The sequence below is a fragment of the Ruegeria sp. CDSB022 genome (assembly GCF_059611145.1).
This window is the reverse complement of record NZ_JBXWOZ010000001.1, coordinates 731,927-751,422: the sequence shown is the minus strand read 5'-3', so window position 1 is coordinate 751,422 and position 19,496 is coordinate 731,927. Positions and strand designations below refer to the sequence as shown.

Sequence of the window (19,496 nt, the reverse complement as noted above, 5' to 3'; positions counted from 1 at the left end):
CTTTGATCCAAGTCAGGAAAAGGGGGCTCTTGCCCCTACGTTCCTATTTGAGGCTGCGAAAGGCGGTTTTAGCCGCGCAGGCGGGCCTGATAGTTGTTGTCCTGCCAGTTGGCGCGAGCCACCCACTGATCTTCGGGCTGGCGATCGGCCAGAATGTCTTCAATCTCGACCTCATCAAAGCCGCTGCGCCGCGCCATGGCATACTGGTCGGCCAAGACATGGCCTTTGGCGCGCAAGCGACCGGTATAGCCTTTCAGGCGCAGGGTCCGCGCGATGGTAAAGCCGCGCCCATCCGCAAAGGACGGGAAATCGATGCGCACCATCTTGGCGCAGCCCAGCCGTTCGGCAAGCTCATCGGGATCCGTGTCCGAGCTGACATCCAGCGCGACCACATCATTGGCCGCGTCTTCCAGCGTGACATAGCCATCAGTCCAATCATCGGGGGCGAACCCCTCATCGGTTACGATAACGTTCATGTGTTCTCTCCGGCGCGCATCATCTTGCCATCTACAAAATGAATGCCGCATTCTTCCTTGTTCTGATCGCGCCAGCGTCCGGCGCGGGGGTCTTCGCCCTGTTTGACCGGCGAAGTACAGGGCGCACAGCCGATCGAAGGGTATCCTTTGGCCACCAGCGGGTGCCTGGGCAAGTTGTTCTCTTCCATATAGGCGCGCACATCTTCGGGCGCCCAATGGGCCAGCGGGTTGACCTTGATCCGGCCTGTGCCGTCCTCGACCTCAAAGAAATCAAGCGTGGCGCGGGACCCTGCCTGAAACCGTTTGCGCCCGGTGATCCAGCCATCATATCCCAACAATGCCTGTTGCAGCGGGAAGGTCTTGCGCAGGTTACAGCACGCATCCATGTCCCGCAGACGCAGCGCGCCATAGGGGTCGTCGCGTTGAACATCCTCGTCATCCGCGCGGATGATCTTGACGTTTCGCAACCCCAACCGCTCGCTCACCTCCTGCTGATACTCCAGCGTTTCGGTGAACAGCATCTGCGTGTCGATGAACAGCACCGGGGTCATCTTGTCGACCACGGCCGCCATATGCAGCAACACCACCGATTCCGCACCGAAACTTGAGACCAGAGCGAGATCATCGATCTCTTCCATTGCTCCGTGCATCACGTCATGCGCACTGTGGTGGCGGAACCGGGCGTTCAACTCACTGACCCGTTCGGTCAGTTCACGTCTATCCCGGCCCAGTTCAGTCTGGATCAGATCAAGCGGCATTCGCTCGCGCCTCGGGGTAGAGGGCCGCCTTGAACGGAGTCATTCCGACACGGCGATAGGTCTCGAGGAAGGTTTCTTCGGCACCCTCACGCTGCTCCAGATAGGTTTCGACGATGCGCTCAACGGCCGGAACGATCTCATCATAGGCAAAGCCCGGACCCGTACGATCACCGATTGCGGCGTTTTCCGTGCCGTCACCACCCAGAGTGATCTGGTAGTTTTCGACGCCTGCACGATCCAGACCAAGAATGCCGATATGGCCGACATGGTGGTGACCACAGGCGTTGATGCAGCCCGAGATCTTGATCTTCAGGTGGCCGATATCATGCTCCAGTTTGAGGTCTTCGAACCGGGTGGCGATTTCCTGTGCAACCGGGATCGAACGCGCCGTTGCGAGCGCGCAATAGTCCATGCCAGGGCAGGCGATGATGTCGCTGATCAGGCCGATATTGGCGGTCGCCAGCTCGGATTCTTTCAGTTTGGCATGGATCGCGGGCAGGTCCGATTTATGGACATGCGGCAGGATCACGTTCTGCTCATGACTGATGCGCAGCTCGTCATAGGCGAATTCTTCGGCCAGATCGGCCATCACGCGCATCTGCTCGGCAGTTGCATCACCCGGCGTCGCGCCGTGCTTCTTGATTGAGATGGTGACAATCGCGTGGTCCGCATTCTTGTGCGGCGCGATGTTAGTATCGACCCACGAGCGGAAGACCGGGTCGTTGGTGTATGCACCTTCAAACGACGCAACCGACGCTTCGCGGAAGGTGGGTGCAGCGAAGTGGCTCTTGATCTGTTCCAGCAGGTTCATATCCGCGCCTTTGAACTGCGGGCGGACCTGCAGGAAACGCTCGTTCACCTTGGCGCGGATGGCGTCGATGCCGTGTTCATGCACGGTGATCTTGATGCGCGCCTTGTACTTGTTGTCGCGGCGGCCGATTTGATTCCAGACCGAAACAGTGGCTTCTAGGTAGGCCAGCAGGTCGTCAAACGCGACGAAGTCAGACAGTTCTTTGCCGATCATGGGCGTACGGCCCAGACCGCCGCCTACGATAACACGGGCACCCAGAACGCCGTTACGTTCGACCAGTTGCAGGCCGATATCATGCGCCTTGATAACGGCGCGGTCATTTTCGGACCCGGTGATGGCGATCTTGAACTTACGCGGCATGAACTGAAATTCCGGGTGGTCGGTCGACCACTGGCGCAGGAGTTCCGCATAGGGGCGCGGATCGGCGACCTCATCCGCGGCGGCACCGGCGAAATGGTCGGCGGTTACGTTGCGGATGGTGTTGCCGCTGGTCTGGATGGCGTGCATGCCAACCTCGGCCAGCGCGTCCAGCATATCCGGGACGTCCTGCAACTTGGGCCAGTTGTACTGGATGTTCTGACGGGTGGTAAAATGGCCATAGCCCTTGTCCCACTTTTCAGCCAGCAGGGCCAGTTGGCGCATCTGCGCGCTGTTCAGCGTGCCGTAAGGAATGGCGACCCGCAGCATATAGGCGTGCAGCTGCAGATACAGGCCGTTCATGAGGCGGAGCGGCTTGAACTCATCCTCGGTCAGCGAACCGTGAATGCGGCGCTCGACCTGGGCGCGGAACTGTCTGTTGCGTTCTGCCAAAAATGCTGTGTCGAACTCGGAGTAGCGATACATGATTAGCTGTCCTTAAGTGCAGCCCCGATCCTGGGGCCAATGTAGGGGAGAGAGAGGGCCAGGGATCAGGCCCGGGGCTGCGGGGAAGTTTCCTGTTTGCCGTGGGCATAGTTGGACGGACCAGTCCGGCGGAAGTCTTCCCGAAAATGAGTTGGTTCTGGGCCTTCGTCGCCAGCTATGGCATCCGCCAGATAGGCACCGACAATCTTGCCTGCCTGACGTTCAGCATCCAGAAGGCGGATCTGTGCGTGGGCTTCGTCTGTGATCAGCTCTGCCTCGGATAATTCACGCGACCAGCGGTCGTCCTCGGTCAGATAGATGACGTCACCTTCCAACAGATCGTTGGCGGTTACCACTTTGGGGGTAAAAGCGCGGGCCATCAGGCGTGCTCCTTTTTGAATTCAGTCAGGGCCTTGGCTGCCTGGCGGGGGGCAAGGCCGTAAAAAGTAAGGGTGGGGCCGTCCATGTCCGAGGCGTTCAGATCGGCGGACATGTGATCCAGCGTCGTGGTCAATATGCGCTGATCGGGACGCGACGCGTTTTCGATCAGCGTCACAGGTGTGGCCCGGTCGGCGCCGTGCATGATCAGGCGGCCCTGAATAAACCGGGCAGACTTTTTGCCCATATAGATCGCCGCCACCGAACCGGGCTGCGCCAGGGCGCTCCAATCGTGATCGGCGAACCCCTTCATGTCGTGCCCAGTCAGGAAACGGATCGAAGAATTGCGCCCGCGGCGCGTCTGGCTTTGCCCGATGCCCGCAACTGCGGCCGAGGCTGCGGTGATGCCGGGGATAATCTGCCACGAGATGCCAGCTGCTTCGACGGCGTCGATTTCTTCGTCCAAACGACCAAATACGGTGGGGTCACCGGATTTCAGGCGTACAACGCGTAGACCCTTCAGGGCGTACTCTACCAGCAGCGCGTCGATGTCTTCCTGTTTCCACGAGGGGCCGAACCCGGCTTTGCCAACATCGACCAGAACGGCCGTTTGCCCGGCTAGGGCCAGCACCTCGGCGCTGATCAACCGGTCATGCAGGACAACTTCCGCGCGCTCGAATGCGCGCAGGGCCTTGAGCGTCAGCAATTCGGGATCACCGGGGCCTGCGCCGACAAAGTCGACATGGCCTGCGTCCTGATATGTTTGCGTCACTTGCATGTTTCGGTCCGGGTTGGTTTGACTTGACCCTCAATATAGGAAATATTCCCGGTATTACGCCATATGTGCGCATAAATAAGAACAAACGTTTCGCTGTATTGGTTAAGCGATACGAAAGTTTCGAAACGAGGAAGAAATTGGAATGTCAGTGCGGATTGATGACACGGATCGGAAAATTCTGGTTGAGCTGCAGCGCGACGCCAGCCAATCGCTGGACGAAATAGCAGCCCGCGTCGGCAGTTCCAAGACGCCTGTCTGGAATCGTATCCGCAAGCTGAAAGGGGCCGGGGTGATCGGTCAGCAGACGGTATTATTGGATGCCGAGGCGCTTGGTTTTGAGGCGACGTTCTTCGTGCTGATCCGCACCTCTGAACACGAGGCGGATTGGCAGCGAACGTTCCTCAAAGCCCTGCGGGACCGCCCCGAAGTGCAAGAGGCGCACCGGCTGGCAGGCGATATCGACTATATCCTCAAGGTGCGGGTCAAGAACGCGCGCGCCTATGACGTGTTCTACCAGACACTGATTTCCGAGGTGCGCGTCCACAATGTGACTGCGTTGCTGTCGATGGAAGAGATCAAGTCGACGACCATGCTGCCGCTGAATGCCCTGATCGAGAAATAGCGATCAGACCTGAACCATCAACCGCTTTAGCCCGTGGAAATGGTAGCTGTTGGAATATTCCGGTTCCTCGCTGAGCGCTAGGTTGGGACAGCGTTCGAACAGTGCCGCCAGCGCTATTCGCATTTCGAGTCGGGCCAACGGTGCTCCGACGCAGAAATGCAGACCCGCGCCAAAGCTGCTGTTGGTCAGGATGGGGCGGGTTGGATCGAACTTATGAGGTTCGGCCCAGACTTGGGGATCACGGTTCGCGGCTCCAAGCAACAAAGCGACTTCGTCACCGCGTTTAAAACTGTGCCCGAACAGGTCGATCTTTTCATAGGCATAGCGCGTGAACATATGCAGCGGCGGGTCAAAGCGCAGGATTTCTTCGACGGTGGCGTCAATGGTTTCAGGCTGAAAGGCATCGGCTTTTACACCTTGTTGCAATACGGTCCTGAGCCCATTTCCTAGCGAATGAACCGTGGCTTCATGACCGGCGTTTAAGAGCAGAATACAAGTTGCAACCAACTCGTCACGCGACAGTTTTTCACCATCTTCTTCAGCGGCAATCAACCGGGTAATCAGGTCATCCCGAGGGTCAGACCGGCGCTTTTCGACGTAAGATGAGAGGAATTCGGTGAACTCTTTTGCCGAGGCCGCCGCCGCATCCTCGGTCTGGCGTGTGCGGCTGGCCTGATACATCGCCACCATGTCATGGGACCAGCGCAAAAGCTCGGGCGACATCTCTTCGGGAACGCCTAGAAGGCGGCAGATCGTAACGACCGGAACTTGCGTGCAATAGGTGTCCAGCAGATCGAACGGCGCATCCGTAAAGGCGTCGATCAGCTTGTGGCTGAGGTCATGGATCGTTGGTTCCAGTGCCGCAATGGCACGTGACGTAAAGGCGCGCATGACCAGGCGTCGAAGCCGGGTGTGGCGCGGCGGCTCTGCTTCTAACAACGAATGAGATTCGACCATCAGCCAGGGGGCTAGATGCGCAGGACCTGGACGCTGCATTTCCGGCGGCACTTCGCGACCGAAACGACGGTCCTTCAGCAAGGCCTGAACCGCCCGGTGGGATACAGCAGCGTGCATCCGGTAGTCGGCCCAATACACAAGGTCGCCATGCGCGCGGGCCGCATCATAAAACGGATAAGGGTTCTGGACAAAATTCGGGTCAACAGGGGATTGATGCAAAGTCTTCATGGCGGGCACACTTGCCATGAGGCGCGTTGAATGCAAGACCCAATGTCATGCAAAGGGTATGGTTGATTTCGACATTTCTGATTGCTGTTGGGCTGCTCTCTGTTGGGGTGTGGTCATACGGCTTTCGTCAGGCATTGTCGCCGCTGAGCGATAAGGCTGAGGCCGATCTGGAATTGGCCGCCGACCGCCTTAGCACACAAATGCAGGTCTATCAGGAACTGGCTGTCTTGATGGCCAGCCACCCGGCTGTTCGAACGCTTGTCACGCCGAGCGATCGCGCCATCGCGCAGGCTGTGTTGCTGGACGTGGCAGACAAAACTGCCGCCGTTAACATTGTCTATCTGGACCGTCTGGGCAGGGTACTTGCAGCCGCCCACCCGGTGCCTGAATTGACGATGGCAGACCATCCCGCATTCAGGCGCGCCATGCAGGGAGCTATGGGCAGTGCCCACGGGGTCGAGTCCACAAGCGGCGATCGAACCTATTCCTATGCAGCTCCTGCCTTTGGTCCCACCGGTATAGTCGAAGGCGCATTGATGGTTATAGCCGATGTGCAGGATGTCGAACAGACTTGGCGGGGCAGTACCGAGGCCATTTTCTTTATTGATGGGGAAGGTGTGGTGTTCATCTCGAACCGATCCGACCTGTTGTTCTGGCGTCGGACCGAAGGTCAACCGGGGTTGGTGCCGCCCGAGGGGCAGGCGGTTGATTTCTCGTCGAATCTGATCGGACGACACGAGCTTTGGACCTTGAATTGGGGCCGGTATCTGCCACGGCATGCGTTACACCTTACGCTCGATCTACCGGTGATAGACATGACAGCAGAGGTGCTGGTGGATGTGGCCCCGGCGCGCCGTCTGGCGAATTTGCAAGCAGCGGCGGTCGCTGCGATCTGTCTGGCCTTCGGGGCGCTTTTGTACATGGCAACCGAACGCCGGCGCGCGCTTGCTGAGGCCAATGCGGTGCTGGAAAGCCGCGTGACGCGCAGAACCCATGCGCTTACCGCCGCGAACACGGCCCTGCGGCGCGAGGTTCATGAACGGGAAGAGGCCGAGGTCGCGCTGAAACATGCGCAGGAAGAGCTTATACAGGCCGGGAAGTTGAGTGCGCTCGGGCAGATGTCGGCGGGCATCAGCCATGAGTTGAACCAGCCGCTGATGGCCATTCGCCAATTCGCCGAGAACGGAACGGCTTTTCTGACCAGAGGTGACGAGTCAAAAGCCGCCGAGAACCTCACCAGAATTTCCGATTTGGCCGCGCGAATGGCGCGAATTATCAAGAACCTCAGGGCTTTTGCCCGCAATGAAAACGAGCCCATGGGCAGAGTTGATCTGGTTCAGGTAATAGAAACGGCGTTGGAACTGACCGAGGCCCGGCTGAATTCGGAAAACGTTCGTATGGAATGGCAGGCTCCAGATGTCCCTATCTATGCTTGGGGTGGCGAAGTGAGATTGGTACAGGTGTTCGTAAATCTGATTAACAATGCCGCCGATGCCATGAGTGAGCAAAACCAACGCATGATCAAGATCGCGATAAACAGCGGCCAAACCCTGACGGTCACGGTCAGTGACACCGGTCCGGGGATCGAAAACTCGGAAAAGCTGTTCGAGCCGTTTTACACCACCAAAGCCGTCGGTTCGTCCGAGGGTATGGGGCTGGGGCTGTCGATCTCTTATGGTCTGGTTCAAAGCTTTGGTGGTAATATTCGGGGCACCAACGCTCCGACAGGTGCGGTATTCACTGTGGAACTGGAACATTTCAGGGAAGTAGGGGCAGCATGACCCGCAAAGTGCTTTTGGTCGATGACGACTCGGCAGTGCGCGAAGCGCTGGCCCAAACGCTGGAGCTTGCCGATTATGAACCCGTAACAGCCGGGTCCTTTGTGGCGGCGAAGGATCATATCCGGGCGGATTTCGCAGGAGTGATCGTGTCGGATATCCGGATGCCTGGTCGGGACGGGTTTCACCTGTTGACCTACACCCGCGATATGGATGCTGATCTGCCTGTCATCCTGTTGACTGGAGAAGGCGACATACCAATGGCAGTGCAGGCCATGGGGCAGGGTGCATTCGACTTTTTGGAAAAGCCCTGCGCCGCGGCAGATCTGCTAAAGGTATTGGGCAAGGCCTCTGAGGCGCGAGAGCATGTCCTGCAACAACGGGCGATGAAAAGCGAGCTTGAGCGCGGCGATCCAGCGGCACGCCTGCTGTTCGGTCTCTCATCAAAGGCCGAAGAACTGAGGGAAAGGGTTCGTACAGTAGCCCAGACAGGGGCCGAAGTTTTGGTCACCGGACCGGCTGGCAGCGGAGTGTCCAAAGTTGCCGAGGTCGTTCACCTAATGTCGCCGCAAAGTCAGGGCCCATTTGTCAAACGTCCATCCGCCGGTTTGTCGACCAGCGATCTGGTTCATGTCTGCGAAGATGCAGCCGGTGGTTCCCTTTTTCTGGACGAAATCTCGGCCATGCCCGAGGCCACGCAATATGCAGCACTGGAGATGGTTGAACAGGGTGTAGGCGCCCGAATTCTGGCGGGCACGACCACTGACCTGGCCGAATTGTCTTCGGATGGACGGTTCCTTGCGGATTTGTTCTATCGTTTGGATGTGATGCGCGTTCGCATACCGTCGCTTGCCGAGCGCCCCGAGGATATACCTGTAATCTTCCGCCACTATGTAGCACAGGCAGCCGAACAGGCCGGGATAAAGGAACCGGAAATCACGTCGGACCATCTGGCATCGCTGATGACCAGAGACTGGCCGGGCAATGCACGGTCGCTGATGTCAGCCGCAATGAGGTTTGTGCTGGGAATGCCCGAAGATGTCTCGCAGGCCGCAGAACTGGGGTTGAGCGAGCAGATGGCACGGGTCGAAAGATCTCTGCTGATTGCTGCCCTTGGCCGGCATAACGGCAAAGCATCAGAAGCCGCAAAGGCGCTAAAGCTGCCTCGCAAGACCTTTTACGACAAACTGGCGCGATATCACATTCGTCCGGAAGACTACCGTAGGTGAAAGCTCCTGCCAGCTTTTCCCGCATTGTCATGCGGTTAAGCTGTTGGGTGTAGCAGTCCGCTGACGCGGACCGTGGGAAGAGCCAAATCCCGGTAAACGATTCGCGTTCGGCGAATCGCTATTTGTGCGGAAATCCACACAATGGGGCATTTATATGTGCGGATTCTCGCACGGGTTCCCGAATGGCTCAAATGGATACCAGACAGGAAGTGCGTAACACTCAGTAAATAAATGAAAAAATACTACCCGATAGTCAAGCCCACAATAAGTTGAGGGCTTGACCCCGATTCGGTTCACTCGCCGCCATGGGACGGCTTCTGCGCGTCCGGAGACGTAGTGAAGTATCTGGGAGAACTCGACTGATGAAATTTCTGACAACGGCAGCGACCGCCGTCGCTCTAACCGTAACAGCAACCGCAGGCATGGCCGCTTGTGAAGACGGCGAAATCGTCGTGAAATTCGCGCATGTGACCAATACCGATAAACATCCCAAGGGTATTGCAGCCTCGTTGCTGGAACAGCGCGTTAATGATGAGATGAATGGCGTGATGTGCATGGAGGTCTACCCGAACTCCACGCTCTATAACGACGATAAAGTCCTTGAGGCGATGTTGCAGGGCGATGTGCAACTGGCGGCCCCGTCATTGTCCAAGTTCGAGAAGTTCACCAAGCAATTCCGCCTGTTCGACCTGCCGTTCATGTTCAAGAACATTGACGCGGTAGACGCATTTCAGGCTTCGGCTGACGGTCAGGCGATGAAAGACAGCATGCAGCGCCGTGGCCTGCAGGGGCTGGCATTCTGGCACAATGGCATGAAACAGATGTCGGCCAACAAACCGCTGGTCGATCCGTCGGATGCCAATGGCCTGAAATTCCGCGTCCAATCCTCTGACGTGCTGGTCGCGCAGATGGAGGCGATTGGCGGAAGCCCGCAGAAAATGGCTTTCTCAGAGGTTTATGGCGCGTTGCAGCAAGGTGTCGTCGACGGACAGGAAAACACTTGGTCCAACATCTACGGCAAGAAGTTCTTTGAGGTTCAGGACGGTATCACTGAAACCAACCACGGTGTCATCGACTATTTGGTCGTGACATCGGTTGACTGGCTGGACAGCCTGGATCCTGCGGTGCGCGAACAGTTCCTGACCATTTTGGGCGAAGTGACAGAACAGCGGAACAAAGAATCCTTCTCGGTGAACGAGGAAGCCAAGGTCTCGATCACAAATGCGGGCGGTATCATCCGTGAACTTAACCCTGAACAGCGTCAGGCCTGGATCGACGCCATGAAACCTGTCTGGGAACAGTTCGCCGGTGACGTGGGTCAAGAAAAGATCGACGCCGCACAGGCTATCAACGCCGGGTTCTGATCCTGGTATACGCCGCGCGTCCGGGGACTGGGGAGTATTCGACGCGCAGGCAGGGTGGGCCGATTTGGCCCGCCCAAACAGCACTTATCTCAAAAAAATGTGGGGACAGATAGATGTCTGGTGCGCAATCCGGCCAAGGCGGGCTGGTCGACCATATCGAAGAAACCTTGATCGCATCGTTGCTGGGCCTGATGACGGCTGTGACATTTGCCAATGTGATCGCAAGGTATTTCTTTAATTCCAATATCCTATGGGCACTGGAGCTGACGGTATTCGCCTTCGGCTGGTTGGTGCTGCTTGGGGCGTCTTATGCCGTCAAGAAACACGCCCATCTGGGAGTGGACGCCATCCTGAACATGCTCAGCCCGGCGCCTCGACGGATTTTGGCTCTGATCGCAGTAGCCTGCTGTCTGGTGTTTTCTCTGCTGATGCTAAAAGGCGCATATGACTATTGGGCCGTGTTCGCGGATCTGCCGCCCACATCGGGGCGATGGTTCCCTACCGGGTTCAACTTCGATGCGCGCAGTCAGAGCTTTTATGAGGTCGACGACATTCCGATGGTCGCCCCGCTGCGGTTTCTTGAGGATCTGATCAACTATGGCGAGGGCTATGAAAAACTGCCCAAGGTGGTGCCGTATCTGGTTCTGCCCGTGTCGATGCTGCTTTTGGTGATCCGCTTTGCGCAGGTTGCGGTACAGATTTGGCGCGGCGAAGCCGACCGGATGGTCGCTAGCCACGAAGTCGAGGACGAGATTGAAGAAGTCCGCGCTCAGCAAGGAGAGCACAACTGATGGATGTCATTCTTCTGTTCTCGATGGTGATCGGCCTGCTGCTGATCGGTGTACCGATTGCGGTGGCGTTGGGGCTCAGCTCGACGCTGTTTCTGCTGATCTATTCAGACAGTTCGCTGGCCTCGGTCGCAGGCACTCTGTTTGAGGCGTTCGAGGGGCATTTTACCCTGCTGGCGATCCCGTTCTTCATTCTGGCCTCATCCTTCATGACCACGGGCGGCGTGGCCCGGCGCATCATCCGTTTCTCGATTGCCTGCGTGGGGCACTTGCCCGGAGGTCTGGCGATTGCGGGGGTGTTCGCCTGTATGCTGTTTGCGGCCCTGTCGGGGTCGTCTCCGGCTACGGTGGTGGCCATCGGGTCGATTGTGATCGCCGGGATGCGGCAGGTTGGTTATTCCAAGGAGTTTGCCGCCGGTGTGATCTGTAACGCCGGGACGCTGGGCATTTTGATCCCGCCGTCGATCGTGATGGTGGTCTATGCGGCTGCTGTCGAAGTTTCGGTTGGCCGCATGTTCCTCGCCGGTGTGATCCCCGGCCTGATGGCTGGGCTGATGCTGATGATCACCATCTATGTGATGGCCAAGGTCAAGAACCTTCCCAAGGGGGAATGGAAAGGCTGGGGCGAAATCCTTGTCTCGGCACGCGAGGCCGGGTGGGGTCTGTTCCTGATCGTGATCATTCTGGGCGGCATCTACGGCGGTATCTTTACCCCGACCGAGGCCGCTGCCGTGGCCGCCGTCTATGCGTTTCTGATTGCCAGCTTTGTCTACAAGGACATGGGGCCGCTGAGCACCGAGGGCGAAGAAAAGAACATCTCTTTGTTCAAAAAACCCTATGCGCTGATCACGGCGATTTTTCACCCGGACACCAAGCAGACGTTGTTCGAGGCCGGAAAACTGACCGTAACCCTGCTGTTCGTTATCGCCAACGCCTTGATCCTTAAACATGTTCTGACCGATGAGCAGGTACCGCAGCACATAGCAACTGCCATGCTGTCGGCAGGTCTGGGGCCGGTGGCTTTCCTGATCGTGGTTAATGTGATCTTGCTGATCGGCGGCCAGTTCATGGAGCCTTCGGGCCTGCTGGTGATCGTAGCACCACTGGTGTTCCCGATTGCAATCGAGCTGGGCATCGACCCGATTCACCTGGGCATCATCATGGTTGTGAACATGGAGATCGGGATGATTACCCCGCCGGTCGGCTTGAACCTGTTCGTGACCTCGGGCGTGGCGGGCATGCCGATGATGGGCGTTGTCCGGGCGGCCCTGCCATTCCTGGCGGTCCTGTTCGTCTTCCTGATCATGGTGACCTATATCCCGTGGATATCCACCTTTCTGCCCAACACTTTCATGGGGCCGGAGATCATAACAAACTAGCGGGTCCAGCCGCTGAGAATAAGACCGGGCAGGGGATCTCTGCCCGGTTTTTGCGTCTTGAACGGGGCGCCAAGGGGATTATCTAAAAGGGCAGAGGACGACCTCTCCATCACGGGACAGCATCCGGGACGACCCGGACTGATCAGAGGTCTCTTCTATGCCCTGGATTATCCTGTTGTTTGCCGGCCTGCTTGAAATTGTCTGGGCCGTGGCGATGAAACAATCTGCCGGGTTCACCCGGTTCTGGCCGACCGCCCTGATGGCGGTTTCGATGCTTGGTTCGTTCACATTGCTGGCACTGGCCATGCGGACGCTGCCTTTGGGAACAGCCTATGTCATCTGGACGGGAATAGGAGCGGTTGGCGCGTTTACCTTTGGTATTCTTTTTCTGGGCGAAGCCCTGACCGCCACGCGCATCTGCGCGGCAGTCTTGATCATAGCCGGGATGGTGACGATGAAAATGGCCTGATCAGGCCTGTTCCAGAGCCTGAATGATGCCCGAGAAATCGTCAGCCTTCAGGCTCGCCCCGCCCACCAATGCGCCATCCACGTTCGATACGGCGAAAATCTCGGCGGCGTTTGATGGCTTTACCGAGCCGCCATAAAGCAGCCGGACCGAACGCCCAACGCCTTCGCCAAAGCGCCGTTCCAGCCGCGCGCGGATAAAGTCATGCACCTGACCGATTTCATCCAGAGTGGGCACTTTGCCCGTGCCAATGGCCCAGATCGGTTCGTAGGCGACTATTAGGTTTTCGCCCGTTGCCTGATCCGGGATCGAGCCAGACATCTGGCCGCCGATTATATCCAGGGTATTGGCGGCCTCGCGTTGTTCCAGGCTTTCACCGACGCAGATGATCGCCTTTAGCCCACCATTCATAGCGGCAATAGACTTAGCACGAACATCTTCATTCTGTTCACCATGATCTTCGCGGCGTTCAGAATGGCCAAGAATGACGGCTGACGCTCCGGCGTCGGCCAGCATCTGGGCGCTAATGTCACCTGTATGCGCGCCCGAGTTTGCCGCGTGGCAATCCTGACCGCCTATCTGGATGTTTCCGCCCGGGACCTTCTCTTTGGCCCGATGGATCAAGGTGGCAGGTGGGCAGATCAGAATATCAACTGCCGGGGCAGCAAGCATGTGAGAAAGGGCCTGAAGCTCTCTCAAGTCGGCAGCATTACCATTCATCTTCCAGTTTCCAGCCGCCAGTTTGCGCCGCATATCGCGTCCCCTTGAAATAAATCGGTTTTCTGGTGACCGGATATCATTGCCAGTCAGGTCTGACAATTCCGGTTGCAGAGCCCGTTGCAAAACGGCAGTTTCCGCCGCGATGAGGAATGAGCAATATGATCGAACATCTTGATCTTGAAAAACTGGATCGGTGCGACACGGCGGAATTGGCCAAATTGACCCGCGCCGTCGGTGAAGTTGGGTTTCTGACCGTGTCCAATACTGGTATCTCCGCCTGTCGGGTGGAACGGGTCATCTCGGCATATCACGCATTCTTCCGGCTGCCAGAGGCCGAGAAACGGCGCGTTGATATGGCTGTGACCGGGTCCAACCGCGGGTGGGGCGCCTCGCGCTCGGAACAGGTAGATCCCGCTGCAAATCCTGACTTCAAAGAGGTGTTCGATTGCGGATACGAGCTAGCTGAGACCAATAGGTACTTTGGCAAGAACCTCTCGGTTTATGCCCCGAACCAATGGCCGGAAGCTGTGCCCGAGTTTCGATCAATCATCGAGGCCTATTATGGTGACGCCTGTTCGGTTGCCATGCGGGTGTTGCGCGCCATTTCGGTGGCATTGGGCAAGGATGCCAACAGCTTTGTCACTGCCTTCGACACGCCCATGGCCCTTTTGCGCGGCAATTATTACCCGCAACGTCCAGTCTGGGCAGGCGAAAAGGATTTCGGTATCGGAGCGCACACTGATTATGGCTGTCTGACCCTGCTGGCCACCGATGGTCGAGCCGGGTTAGAGGTACAGATGCCGGACCAGAGTTGGGCTCAGGTCCAAGCGCAGCCCGGAACATTCATTATCAATTTTGGGGAGATGCTGGAGTTCTGGACGGCAGGGGCGGTCAAGGCAACTCTGCACCGTGTGATCGGTGGATCTGCTGAAAGGCTGTCGGTTCCTTTGTTCTTCAACCCGTCTTATGACACCAATGTTGCCCCGCCACATTCAGAGAATGTCATCCAGGCAGGAGAGCACTTGACGCGTCGTTTCAACGAGACCTATGTGCACTTGCAGGCAGCGTCTTAAGGCTGAGTTGCAATGCTTTCGTCGAACTTGATGGATTCTCCGCAACCGCAGGCATCTACAACATTCGGGTTGCGGAACTTGAAACCGGATTCAAGCAGCGAGACCTCATAGTCGATCTCTGTTCCAAACAGGAACATCTGTGCCATCGGGGCGATCATGATCCGCGCGCCGTGCTGCTCGACCACTTCATCATTGGTGTCAGGCTGGTCGACATAGTCCATGGTGTATTCCATCCCGGCACAGCCGCCTTTCTTGACGCCAATACGCAAACCAGCATGGCCGCCCGAAGTCATCAGGCGGGCAATCTGCTCTGCAGCCTTTGGTGTCATTGTTACGGCCTGTTTGCCGGGGATGCCGAACATCATGATCTCCGTCGTTGTTCGTTGTTGCTAATGTAGTGCCGCGAGGCATCAGGCTCAAGACATAGCAGGTTTTCTTACCTAACTTTTACTGTCGGATTAGATTTCCCGCCTGAGTCGGTAAGCAAGGCTTGCTTTGCAAATTACACTCGTCATAGCCTGACCCATGATCCACTTTTGGAAAGTAATTGAGGCTGAATAGCATGAAAAGACTTTGGTTTAGAAAAAAAGATACTCTTACAATTCCTTCTCTGATGCTGTCTGTGTTTTTGGCTCAGACGGCGATCGCAGAAGAAAAGCAACATCCGGTAAACTGTGCAACGGCAGAAGGTGATTTGCGCGCGATTGCAACCGAACGAAAACATGCAGAGGAAGAGCAGGCCAAAAGTGTAATTGCCATTACACCTGCTGGGGCGCTTCTAGGCCTTGTGACTGGAACCGAAAAGAAAAGACTAACTATGTTATCAGGAGATTACATAGAGAAGCTTAACCAGAGGTCAGACGAAATCAAATCGACCTGCGGAATTCAATAACAGCAGACCTTCGCACTTGGACTTACATAAATCCAAGTTCCAGGCGCGCTTCGTCTGACATCATTTCCATGCCCCAGGGGGGCTCCCAGGTCAGTTCCACGTCAACTTCTTTAACGCCGGCCACGGGTTCGATTGCCTCGACGATCCACCCAGGCATTTCGCCGGCAACCGGGCAGCCAGGCGCGGTCAGTGTCATGATGACCTTGACCGCGTTTTCCTGGGTGATGTCGATCGTATAGATCAGACCCAGATCATAGATATTTACAGGGATTTCGGGGTCATAAACCGTTCGGCAGGCGTCGACCACCGGCTCATAAAGAGGGTGTTCAATCGTTGAAGGGGCAATAAGAGGTGTGCCTTCAAACTGTTCGCTCGGATGAGTCATTCGTGCCTCGGGTTTGTTACCTGACGAATTATATAGGGAAAGCCTCGGGCAGCGTCCAGAGGCACAATGACACCCCCTTAAGGGGTGCCATAAGAGTTTAGTCGTTTATGTCATGCCTGAACTTCTTCACCTGGCCATGGGGCAGAGCAAAGACGCGGCGCAGGATCAGCCAGGCAATCAGCGACAAAGTCGCAAAGATCATAAGCAGGATCGGCAGCGACGGTGCTATTCCAGGGATTGCCAGCAGAATACCCGTCAGCCCGGCCCCGATGGCGAAACCCAGAAAGATGAACCCAGGTAGGACTATTTCGAGGATGCCCAAAGCCAACGCGCCAGCCAGCCATAGCCACCATGTTAACCAAAAGGGATCAGCCATTATGTACGTCCTTTCAACATGTTGAAGGCGTTTCCGAAAGCTTCAAGCGCATTGGCAGGTACAACGATAGTCTGCGAGCCATTGCCGGTGCCCAGCGTGTTCAATGCCTCAACCTGTTTCAATGCAACCTGGTACTGAGCCGCTTCGATACCGTTTTCCTTAATCGCCTGGGCAACAACACTGGTTGCATAGGCTTCGGCTTCGGCTTGAATGCGGCGCGCTTTGGCCGTTTGTTCTGCCGCATAGAGTTCGGCGTCGGCCTGAAGCTCAACAGAGCGTTTCTTGCCCTCGGCCTCGGTTACCTGCGCGCGGCGCGCGCGTTCAGCATTCAACTGTTGCAGCATCGCGTCACGGGTCGCCTGATCGAGGTTAACGTCCAAAATCTCGGCGCGCGTCACTTCGATCCCCCAGTCATCCACGGCGGTTTCGACGCTTCCTTGAATCTGAGTGATCAGTTGAGCACGGTTCGACTGAACTTCGTCCAAGTCCATCTTGCCGATTTCCGCCCGGACGATACCGGCAACGGTCGTCGCGATAGCACCATCTACATCGCGGATGCGGTAGACTGTCTTTTCCGGCTCTAGGATGCGGTAAAAGACCGAAGTGTCGATTTGGACCAGAACGTTATCTTTTGTGATTGCGTCCTGCGTTGCATTGGGAAGCTGGCGTTCCAGAATGGATATCTTGTGCCGCGCAACATCCAGTAAAGGAACGATAAAGTTGATCCCAGGGCCAAGCACCGAATGCAAGCGCCCGAACCGTTCGACCACATACTTTTCTGATTGCGGTACGATTTTAATGCCTTTTAGCGTGATGATGACGATCAATGCCGCCGCGAGCAGGTAAATTATGTTCGAAGAAAGCAATCCGATGATTTGGTCTTCGGTCATATCTGTCCTCTTTTATTGTGTACGATAGTATACATTTGGGGTTTGAATCGCCCTTTTTCAACTCTGGTATGGAGGGATTGTGCTTGGATTCAAAACGCTGATCCATGGATTTTGGTTAGTTTTTGCTATTGTGACCGCTTTGCATCCCCTCGCGTTTGCGCTATCGGGCTGGGATGAAACTGATTATTGATACAGACCCCGGCATCGACGATGCGATGGCCATTGCATATGCCGCTGCAGCCCCCGAGATTGACTTGATCGGCCTGACGACCGTTTTTGGCAACACCCACGTTCATCAATCCAGCCGCAATGCACGGTTTTTGGTGGATAAACTTGGGTTGGACATTCCCGTCGCCCAAGGCGCGGCCTACCCACAGGGAACAGGACACCACGCACCGTCCGAACACGTTCACGGTCCCGAAGGTTTTGGGGATATTACCGATATCCCGGAAATCGGGGCGAACCATGATTTGAATGCCACGGAATTCCTGGTGGAAATGGCGCGCCGCCACAAGGGAGAGCTGACGGTTTGTGCAATCGGCCCCTTGACTAATATTGCTGCGGCGATGCGTTTGGACCCTGAGTTTTCGCAGAACATCAAACAGTTGGTGATCATGGGTGGGGCGGTTTTCTGCCCAGGAAACATCACGGAACATGCCGAAGCAAACATCTATCACGATGCCCTTGCCGCAAATGAAGTATTTGCAGCACCCCCGGCGACCGTTGTGGTTGGTTTGGATGTCACCTTGAAAACGCTGTACAAAAGTGCGGATTTTGACGGTCTGGCCCAACGCTCGCCCGATATGGGGGCTTTCCTGCGTGACATCTCGGTATTTTACCTGAAATTCTACAAGGATATCGGCGGGTTGGAGGGCTGCGGCCTACATGACTCGACTGCTGTGATCGCCTGCACCCATGGCACGATGTTCGAGATGGTCGAAACCGGGGTTGAGGTAATTGTGGGTGGTACGGAATCCGGCGCTACGCGTCCGGTCTCAACGCGACCGGCTGTGCTGGTATGTCGGGATGTTGACGGGGCAGGGGTTGTTGATCTGTTTACCCGGCAGGTTGCCTCTTTACCCTGACAACTTGCAATGGCTGAGCAGATCGGGCAAATCCTGCCCGGTTCAGCGACCCAAGGATGCCCAATGACAGACCGTTTCTCATTTGACCTGAAGGCCACCGACGGCAAGGCCCGCGCCGGAGTGATCCACACGCCGCGTGGCGAGGTGCGTACCCCGGCGTTCATGCCAGTGGGGACTGCTGCGACGGTCAAAGCGATGATGCCGGAAAGTGTTCGTGCAACCGGTGCCGATATACTGTTGGGAAACACCTATCACCTGATGCTGCGCCCTACGGCCGAGCGCATTGACCGTTTGGGTGGGTTGCACAAGTTCATGAACTGGGATCGCCCGATCCTGACCGATTCTGGTGGATTTCAGGTCATGTCCCTGGCTGGTCTGCGCAAGCTGACCGAAAAGGGCGTGACCTTCAAATCTCATGTTGATGGGTCCAAGCACGAGCTGACCCCGGAACGCTCGATGGAGATACAGCGCTTGCTGGGTTCAGACATCGTGATGTGTTTTGACGAATGTCCAGCCCTACCCGCAGATCGAGATCGAATTGCTGAATCAATGCGCTTGTCGATGCGATGGGCCGATCGATCGCGACAGGCTTTCGGCGACCGTCCTGGACATGCGTTGTTTGGGATCATGCAAGGCGGGCTGGAACAGGATCTACGCGAAGAAAGTGCCGAGGCGCTGAAAGCGATCGGATTCGAAGGTTACGCGGTTGGCGGTCTGGCCGTGGGCGAAGGTCAGGAGGCCATGTTTGGTTGCCTCGACTACGCTCCTGACTTTCTGCCAGCCGACAGACCGCGCTATTTGATGGGCGTTGGAAAGCCTGACGACATTGTCGGAGCTGTCGCCCGCGGGATCGACATGATGGATTGTGTCTTACCCTCACGGTCCGGTCGCACAGGACAGGTGTTCACTCGTTACGGCGTGGTCAACATAAAGAATGCCCGCCACGCCGATGACCCGCGCCCGCTGGATGAGGCCTGCTCATGCCCGGCGTGTTCGAACTATTCTCGCGCCTATCTACACCATGTGTTCCGCTCGAACGAGATGATCTCGGGCATGCTGCTGACCTGGCATAATCTGCACTATTTTCAGGAAATCATGCAGGGTATGCGCGATGCCATTGCTGCTGGCACATTCGATGTCTGGCAGGCGACCTTCCATGCGCAGCGCGCGCAAGGGGATATTGAACAGATTTAGGTTCAGCGCCTTTTCAGTCGACCTAA

22 protein-coding genes are annotated in these 19,496 nt (G+C 56.7%); 11 read left to right on the top strand and 11 right to left on the bottom strand.

The window, feature by feature from the left end:
• Nucleotides 1-68: 68 nt before the first annotated feature.
• The 5 genes from AC2FIZ_RS03795 to cobA all read right to left on the bottom strand — a co-directional run bounded on the left by AC2FIZ_RS03795 (nt 69) and on the right by cobA (nt 4,044).
• Nucleotides 69-476 (bottom strand): DUF934 domain-containing protein, encoded by a 408-nt coding sequence (locus AC2FIZ_RS03795; protein WP_281972175.1) that lies wholly within the window; start codon nt 474-476, stop codon nt 69-71.
• The gene (locus tag AC2FIZ_RS03790) at nt 473-1,234 is read right to left on the bottom strand and encodes a phosphoadenylyl-sulfate reductase (RefSeq protein WP_271946855.1); all 762 of its coding nucleotides are present in this window, start codon (nt 1,232-1,234) and stop codon (nt 473-475) included. Before AC2FIZ_RS03790 ends, AC2FIZ_RS03795 begins: the two co-directional genes overlap by 4 nt.
• The gene (locus AC2FIZ_RS03785; protein WP_496790611.1) at nt 1,224-2,888 is read right to left on the bottom strand and encodes a nitrite/sulfite reductase; all 1,665 of its coding nucleotides are present in this window, start codon (nt 2,886-2,888) and stop codon (nt 1,224-1,226) included. Before AC2FIZ_RS03785 ends, AC2FIZ_RS03790 begins: the two co-directional genes overlap by 11 nt.
• A 65-nt stretch (nt 2,889-2,953) precedes the next feature.
• Complete coding sequence (locus AC2FIZ_RS03780; protein WP_142634089.1) at nt 2,954-3,268, bottom strand: DUF2849 domain-containing protein; 315 nt, start codon at nt 3,266-3,268, stop codon at nt 2,954-2,956.
• On the bottom strand, nt 3,268-4,044 hold the full coding sequence (gene cobA / locus AC2FIZ_RS03775) for a uroporphyrinogen-III C-methyltransferase (RefSeq protein WP_142634087.1): 777 nt from the start codon (nt 4,042-4,044) through the stop codon (nt 3,268-3,270). The genes AC2FIZ_RS03780 and cobA overlap by 1 nt, the downstream gene beginning before the upstream one ends.
• 142 nt (nt 4,045-4,186) lie before the next feature.
• On the opposite strand from cobA, the gene AC2FIZ_RS03770 reads away from it, so the two are divergent.
• Nucleotides 4,187-4,666 (top strand): Lrp/AsnC family transcriptional regulator, encoded by a 480-nt coding sequence (locus AC2FIZ_RS03770; protein ID WP_496687886.1) that lies wholly within the window; start codon nt 4,187-4,189, stop codon nt 4,664-4,666.
• A 3-nt stretch (nt 4,667-4,669) separates the two neighbouring features.
• On the opposite strand, the gene AC2FIZ_RS03765 is transcribed toward AC2FIZ_RS03770, so the two are convergent.
• Complete coding sequence (locus AC2FIZ_RS03765) at nt 4,670-5,851, bottom strand: cytochrome P450 (protein WP_496790609.1); 1,182 nt, start codon at nt 5,849-5,851, stop codon at nt 4,670-4,672.
• A 47-nt stretch (nt 5,852-5,898) separates the two neighbouring features.
• Between AC2FIZ_RS03765 and AC2FIZ_RS03760 the strand changes: the two genes are divergently transcribed.
• The 6 genes from AC2FIZ_RS03760 to AC2FIZ_RS03735 all read left to right on the top strand — a co-directional run bounded on the left by AC2FIZ_RS03760 (nt 5,899) and on the right by AC2FIZ_RS03735 (nt 12,858).
• A complete protein-coding gene (locus tag AC2FIZ_RS03760) occupies nt 5,899-7,632 on the top strand; it encodes a sensor histidine kinase (RefSeq protein WP_281994684.1) in 1,734 nt (577 codons plus the stop codon).
• Nucleotides 7,629-8,858, top strand: coding sequence for a sigma-54-dependent transcriptional regulator (locus AC2FIZ_RS03755; RefSeq protein WP_271946867.1), 1,230 nt, complete (start codon nt 7,629-7,631; stop codon nt 8,856-8,858). The genes AC2FIZ_RS03760 and AC2FIZ_RS03755 overlap by 4 nt, the downstream gene beginning before the upstream one ends.
• 362 nt (nt 8,859-9,220) lie before the next feature.
• Entirely contained in the window at nt 9,221-10,222 is a 1,002-nt protein-coding gene (locus AC2FIZ_RS03750) for a DctP family TRAP transporter solute-binding subunit (RefSeq protein ID WP_142634078.1), read from the top strand.
• Nucleotides 10,223-10,335: 113 nt separating this feature from the next.
• Nucleotides 10,336-11,013 carry a TRAP transporter small permease gene (locus AC2FIZ_RS03745; RefSeq protein ID WP_142634075.1) on the top strand — a complete coding sequence of 226 codons (678 nt, stop codon included), beginning with the start codon at nt 10,336-10,338 and terminating at the stop codon, nt 11,011-11,013.
• The gene (locus tag AC2FIZ_RS03740; protein ID WP_281994683.1) at nt 11,013-12,389 is read left to right on the top strand and encodes a TRAP transporter large permease; all 1,377 of its coding nucleotides are present in this window, start codon (nt 11,013-11,015) and stop codon (nt 12,387-12,389) included. Before AC2FIZ_RS03745 ends, AC2FIZ_RS03740 begins: the two co-directional genes overlap by 1 nt.
• Before the next feature lie 157 nt (nt 12,390-12,546).
• Entirely contained in the window at nt 12,547-12,858 is a 312-nt protein-coding gene (locus AC2FIZ_RS03735) for a DMT family transporter (RefSeq protein ID WP_142634071.1), read from the top strand.
• On the opposite strand, the gene tpiA is transcribed toward AC2FIZ_RS03735, so the two are convergent.
• Nucleotides 12,859-13,608 carry a triose-phosphate isomerase gene (gene tpiA, locus AC2FIZ_RS03730; protein ID WP_281972171.1) on the bottom strand — a complete coding sequence of 250 codons (750 nt, stop codon included), beginning with the start codon at nt 13,606-13,608 and terminating at the stop codon, nt 12,859-12,861. It abuts the gene before it with no gap.
• A 116-nt stretch (nt 13,609-13,724) separates the two neighbouring features.
• Here tpiA and AC2FIZ_RS03725 point away from each other — a divergent pair, with 116 nt between their 5' ends.
• Nucleotides 13,725-14,648 (top strand): isopenicillin N synthase family dioxygenase, encoded by a 924-nt coding sequence (locus tag AC2FIZ_RS03725; protein ID WP_496790608.1) that lies wholly within the window; start codon nt 13,725-13,727, stop codon nt 14,646-14,648.
• Here the strand turns inward: AC2FIZ_RS03725 and AC2FIZ_RS03720 are convergent.
• Nucleotides 14,645-15,010, bottom strand: a complete 366-nt coding sequence (locus tag AC2FIZ_RS03720) for a HesB/IscA family protein (RefSeq protein ID WP_271946875.1) — start codon at nt 15,008-15,010, stop codon at nt 14,645-14,647. The genes AC2FIZ_RS03725 and AC2FIZ_RS03720 overlap by 4 nt on opposite strands.
• 200 nt (nt 15,011-15,210) lie before the next feature.
• Between AC2FIZ_RS03720 and AC2FIZ_RS03715 the strand changes: the two genes are divergently transcribed.
• Nucleotides 15,211-15,540, top strand: coding sequence for a hypothetical protein (locus tag AC2FIZ_RS03715; protein WP_281994680.1), 330 nt, complete (start codon nt 15,211-15,213; stop codon nt 15,538-15,540).
• A gap of 22 nt (nt 15,541-15,562) precedes the next feature.
• Here AC2FIZ_RS03715 and AC2FIZ_RS03710 read toward each other — a convergent pair whose 3' ends face one another.
• The 3 genes from AC2FIZ_RS03710 to AC2FIZ_RS03700 all read right to left on the bottom strand — a co-directional run bounded on the left by AC2FIZ_RS03710 (nt 15,563) and on the right by AC2FIZ_RS03700 (nt 17,191).
• Nucleotides 15,563-15,925, bottom strand: coding sequence for an SUF system Fe-S cluster assembly protein (locus AC2FIZ_RS03710; protein ID WP_142634063.1), 363 nt, complete (start codon nt 15,923-15,925; stop codon nt 15,563-15,565).
• A gap of 97 nt (nt 15,926-16,022) precedes the next feature.
• The gene (locus AC2FIZ_RS03705) at nt 16,023-16,301 is read right to left on the bottom strand and encodes an NfeD family protein (RefSeq protein WP_281972169.1); all 279 of its coding nucleotides are present in this window, start codon (nt 16,299-16,301) and stop codon (nt 16,023-16,025) included.
• Complete coding sequence (locus tag AC2FIZ_RS03700; RefSeq protein ID WP_142634059.1) at nt 16,301-17,191, bottom strand: SPFH domain-containing protein; 891 nt, start codon at nt 17,189-17,191, stop codon at nt 16,301-16,303. Before AC2FIZ_RS03700 ends, AC2FIZ_RS03705 begins: the two co-directional genes overlap by 1 nt.
• 173 nt (nt 17,192-17,364) lie before the next feature.
• Here AC2FIZ_RS03700 and AC2FIZ_RS03695 point away from each other — a divergent pair, with 173 nt between their 5' ends.
• Entirely contained in the window at nt 17,365-18,276 is a 912-nt protein-coding gene (locus AC2FIZ_RS03695; protein WP_142634057.1) for a nucleoside hydrolase, read from the top strand.
• A 63-nt stretch (nt 18,277-18,339) separates the two neighbouring features.
• A complete protein-coding gene (gene tgt / locus AC2FIZ_RS03690; protein WP_281994679.1) occupies nt 18,340-19,470 on the top strand; it encodes a tRNA guanosine(34) transglycosylase Tgt in 1,131 nt (376 codons plus the stop codon).
• Nucleotides 19,471-19,496 lie beyond the last annotated feature (26 nt).

What these genes read in the sequence shown, in the direction of transcription:
- AC2FIZ_RS03735 (WP_142634071.1), top strand. Translation starts at nt 12,547, where the DNA reads ATGCCCTGGATTATCCTGTTGTTTGCCGGCCTGCTTGAAATTGTCTGG.
- AC2FIZ_RS03770 (WP_496687886.1), top strand. Translation starts at nt 4,187, where the DNA reads ATGTCAGTGCGGATTGATGACACGGATCGGAAAATTCTGGTTGAGCTG.
- AC2FIZ_RS03695 (WP_142634057.1), top strand. Translation starts at nt 17,365, where the DNA reads ATGAAACTGATTATTGATACAGACCCCGGCATCGACGATGCGATGGCC.
- AC2FIZ_RS03765 (WP_496790609.1), bottom strand. Translation starts at nt 5,851, where the DNA reads ATGAAGACTTTGCATCAATCCCCTGTTGACCCGAATTTTGTCCAGAAC.
- AC2FIZ_RS03715 (WP_281994680.1), top strand. Translation starts at nt 15,211, where the DNA reads ATGAAAAGACTTTGGTTTAGAAAAAAAGATACTCTTACAATTCCTTCT.
- AC2FIZ_RS03740 (WP_281994683.1), top strand. Translation starts at nt 11,013, where the DNA reads ATGGATGTCATTCTTCTGTTCTCGATGGTGATCGGCCTGCTGCTGATC.
- AC2FIZ_RS03760 (WP_281994684.1), top strand. Translation starts at nt 5,899, where the DNA reads ATGCAAAGGGTATGGTTGATTTCGACATTTCTGATTGCTGTTGGGCTG.
- AC2FIZ_RS03790 (WP_271946855.1), bottom strand. Translation starts at nt 1,234, where the DNA reads ATGCCGCTTGATCTGATCCAGACTGAACTGGGCCGGGATAGACGTGAA.
- AC2FIZ_RS03710 (WP_142634063.1), bottom strand. Translation starts at nt 15,925, where the DNA reads ATGACTCATCCGAGCGAACAGTTTGAAGGCACACCTCTTATTGCCCCT.
- AC2FIZ_RS03750 (WP_142634078.1), top strand. Translation starts at nt 9,221, where the DNA reads ATGAAATTTCTGACAACGGCAGCGACCGCCGTCGCTCTAACCGTAACA.
- AC2FIZ_RS03785 (WP_496790611.1), bottom strand. Translation starts at nt 2,888, where the DNA reads ATGTATCGCTACTCCGAGTTCGACACAGCATTTTTGGCAGAACGCAAC.
- AC2FIZ_RS03745 (WP_142634075.1), top strand. Translation starts at nt 10,336, where the DNA reads ATGTCTGGTGCGCAATCCGGCCAAGGCGGGCTGGTCGACCATATCGAA.
- tgt (WP_281994679.1), top strand. Translation starts at nt 18,340, where the DNA reads ATGACAGACCGTTTCTCATTTGACCTGAAGGCCACCGACGGCAAGGCC.
- AC2FIZ_RS03705 (WP_281972169.1), bottom strand. Translation starts at nt 16,301, where the DNA reads ATGGCTGATCCCTTTTGGTTAACATGGTGGCTATGGCTGGCTGGCGCG.
- AC2FIZ_RS03755 (WP_271946867.1), top strand. Translation starts at nt 7,629, where the DNA reads ATGACCCGCAAAGTGCTTTTGGTCGATGACGACTCGGCAGTGCGCGAA.
- AC2FIZ_RS03720 (WP_271946875.1), bottom strand. Translation starts at nt 15,010, where the DNA reads ATGTTCGGCATCCCCGGCAAACAGGCCGTAACAATGACACCAAAGGCT.
- AC2FIZ_RS03700 (WP_142634059.1), bottom strand. Translation starts at nt 17,191, where the DNA reads ATGACCGAAGACCAAATCATCGGATTGCTTTCTTCGAACATAATTTAC.
- cobA (WP_142634087.1), bottom strand. Translation starts at nt 4,044, where the DNA reads ATGCAAGTGACGCAAACATATCAGGACGCAGGCCATGTCGACTTTGTC.
- AC2FIZ_RS03795 (WP_281972175.1), bottom strand. Translation starts at nt 476, where the DNA reads ATGAACGTTATCGTAACCGATGAGGGGTTCGCCCCCGATGATTGGACT.
- AC2FIZ_RS03725 (WP_496790608.1), top strand. Translation starts at nt 13,725, where the DNA reads ATGAGCAATATGATCGAACATCTTGATCTTGAAAAACTGGATCGGTGC.
- AC2FIZ_RS03780 (WP_142634089.1), bottom strand. Translation starts at nt 3,268, where the DNA reads ATGGCCCGCGCTTTTACCCCCAAAGTGGTAACCGCCAACGATCTGTTG.
- tpiA (WP_281972171.1), bottom strand. Translation starts at nt 13,608, where the DNA reads ATGCGGCGCAAACTGGCGGCTGGAAACTGGAAGATGAATGGTAATGCT.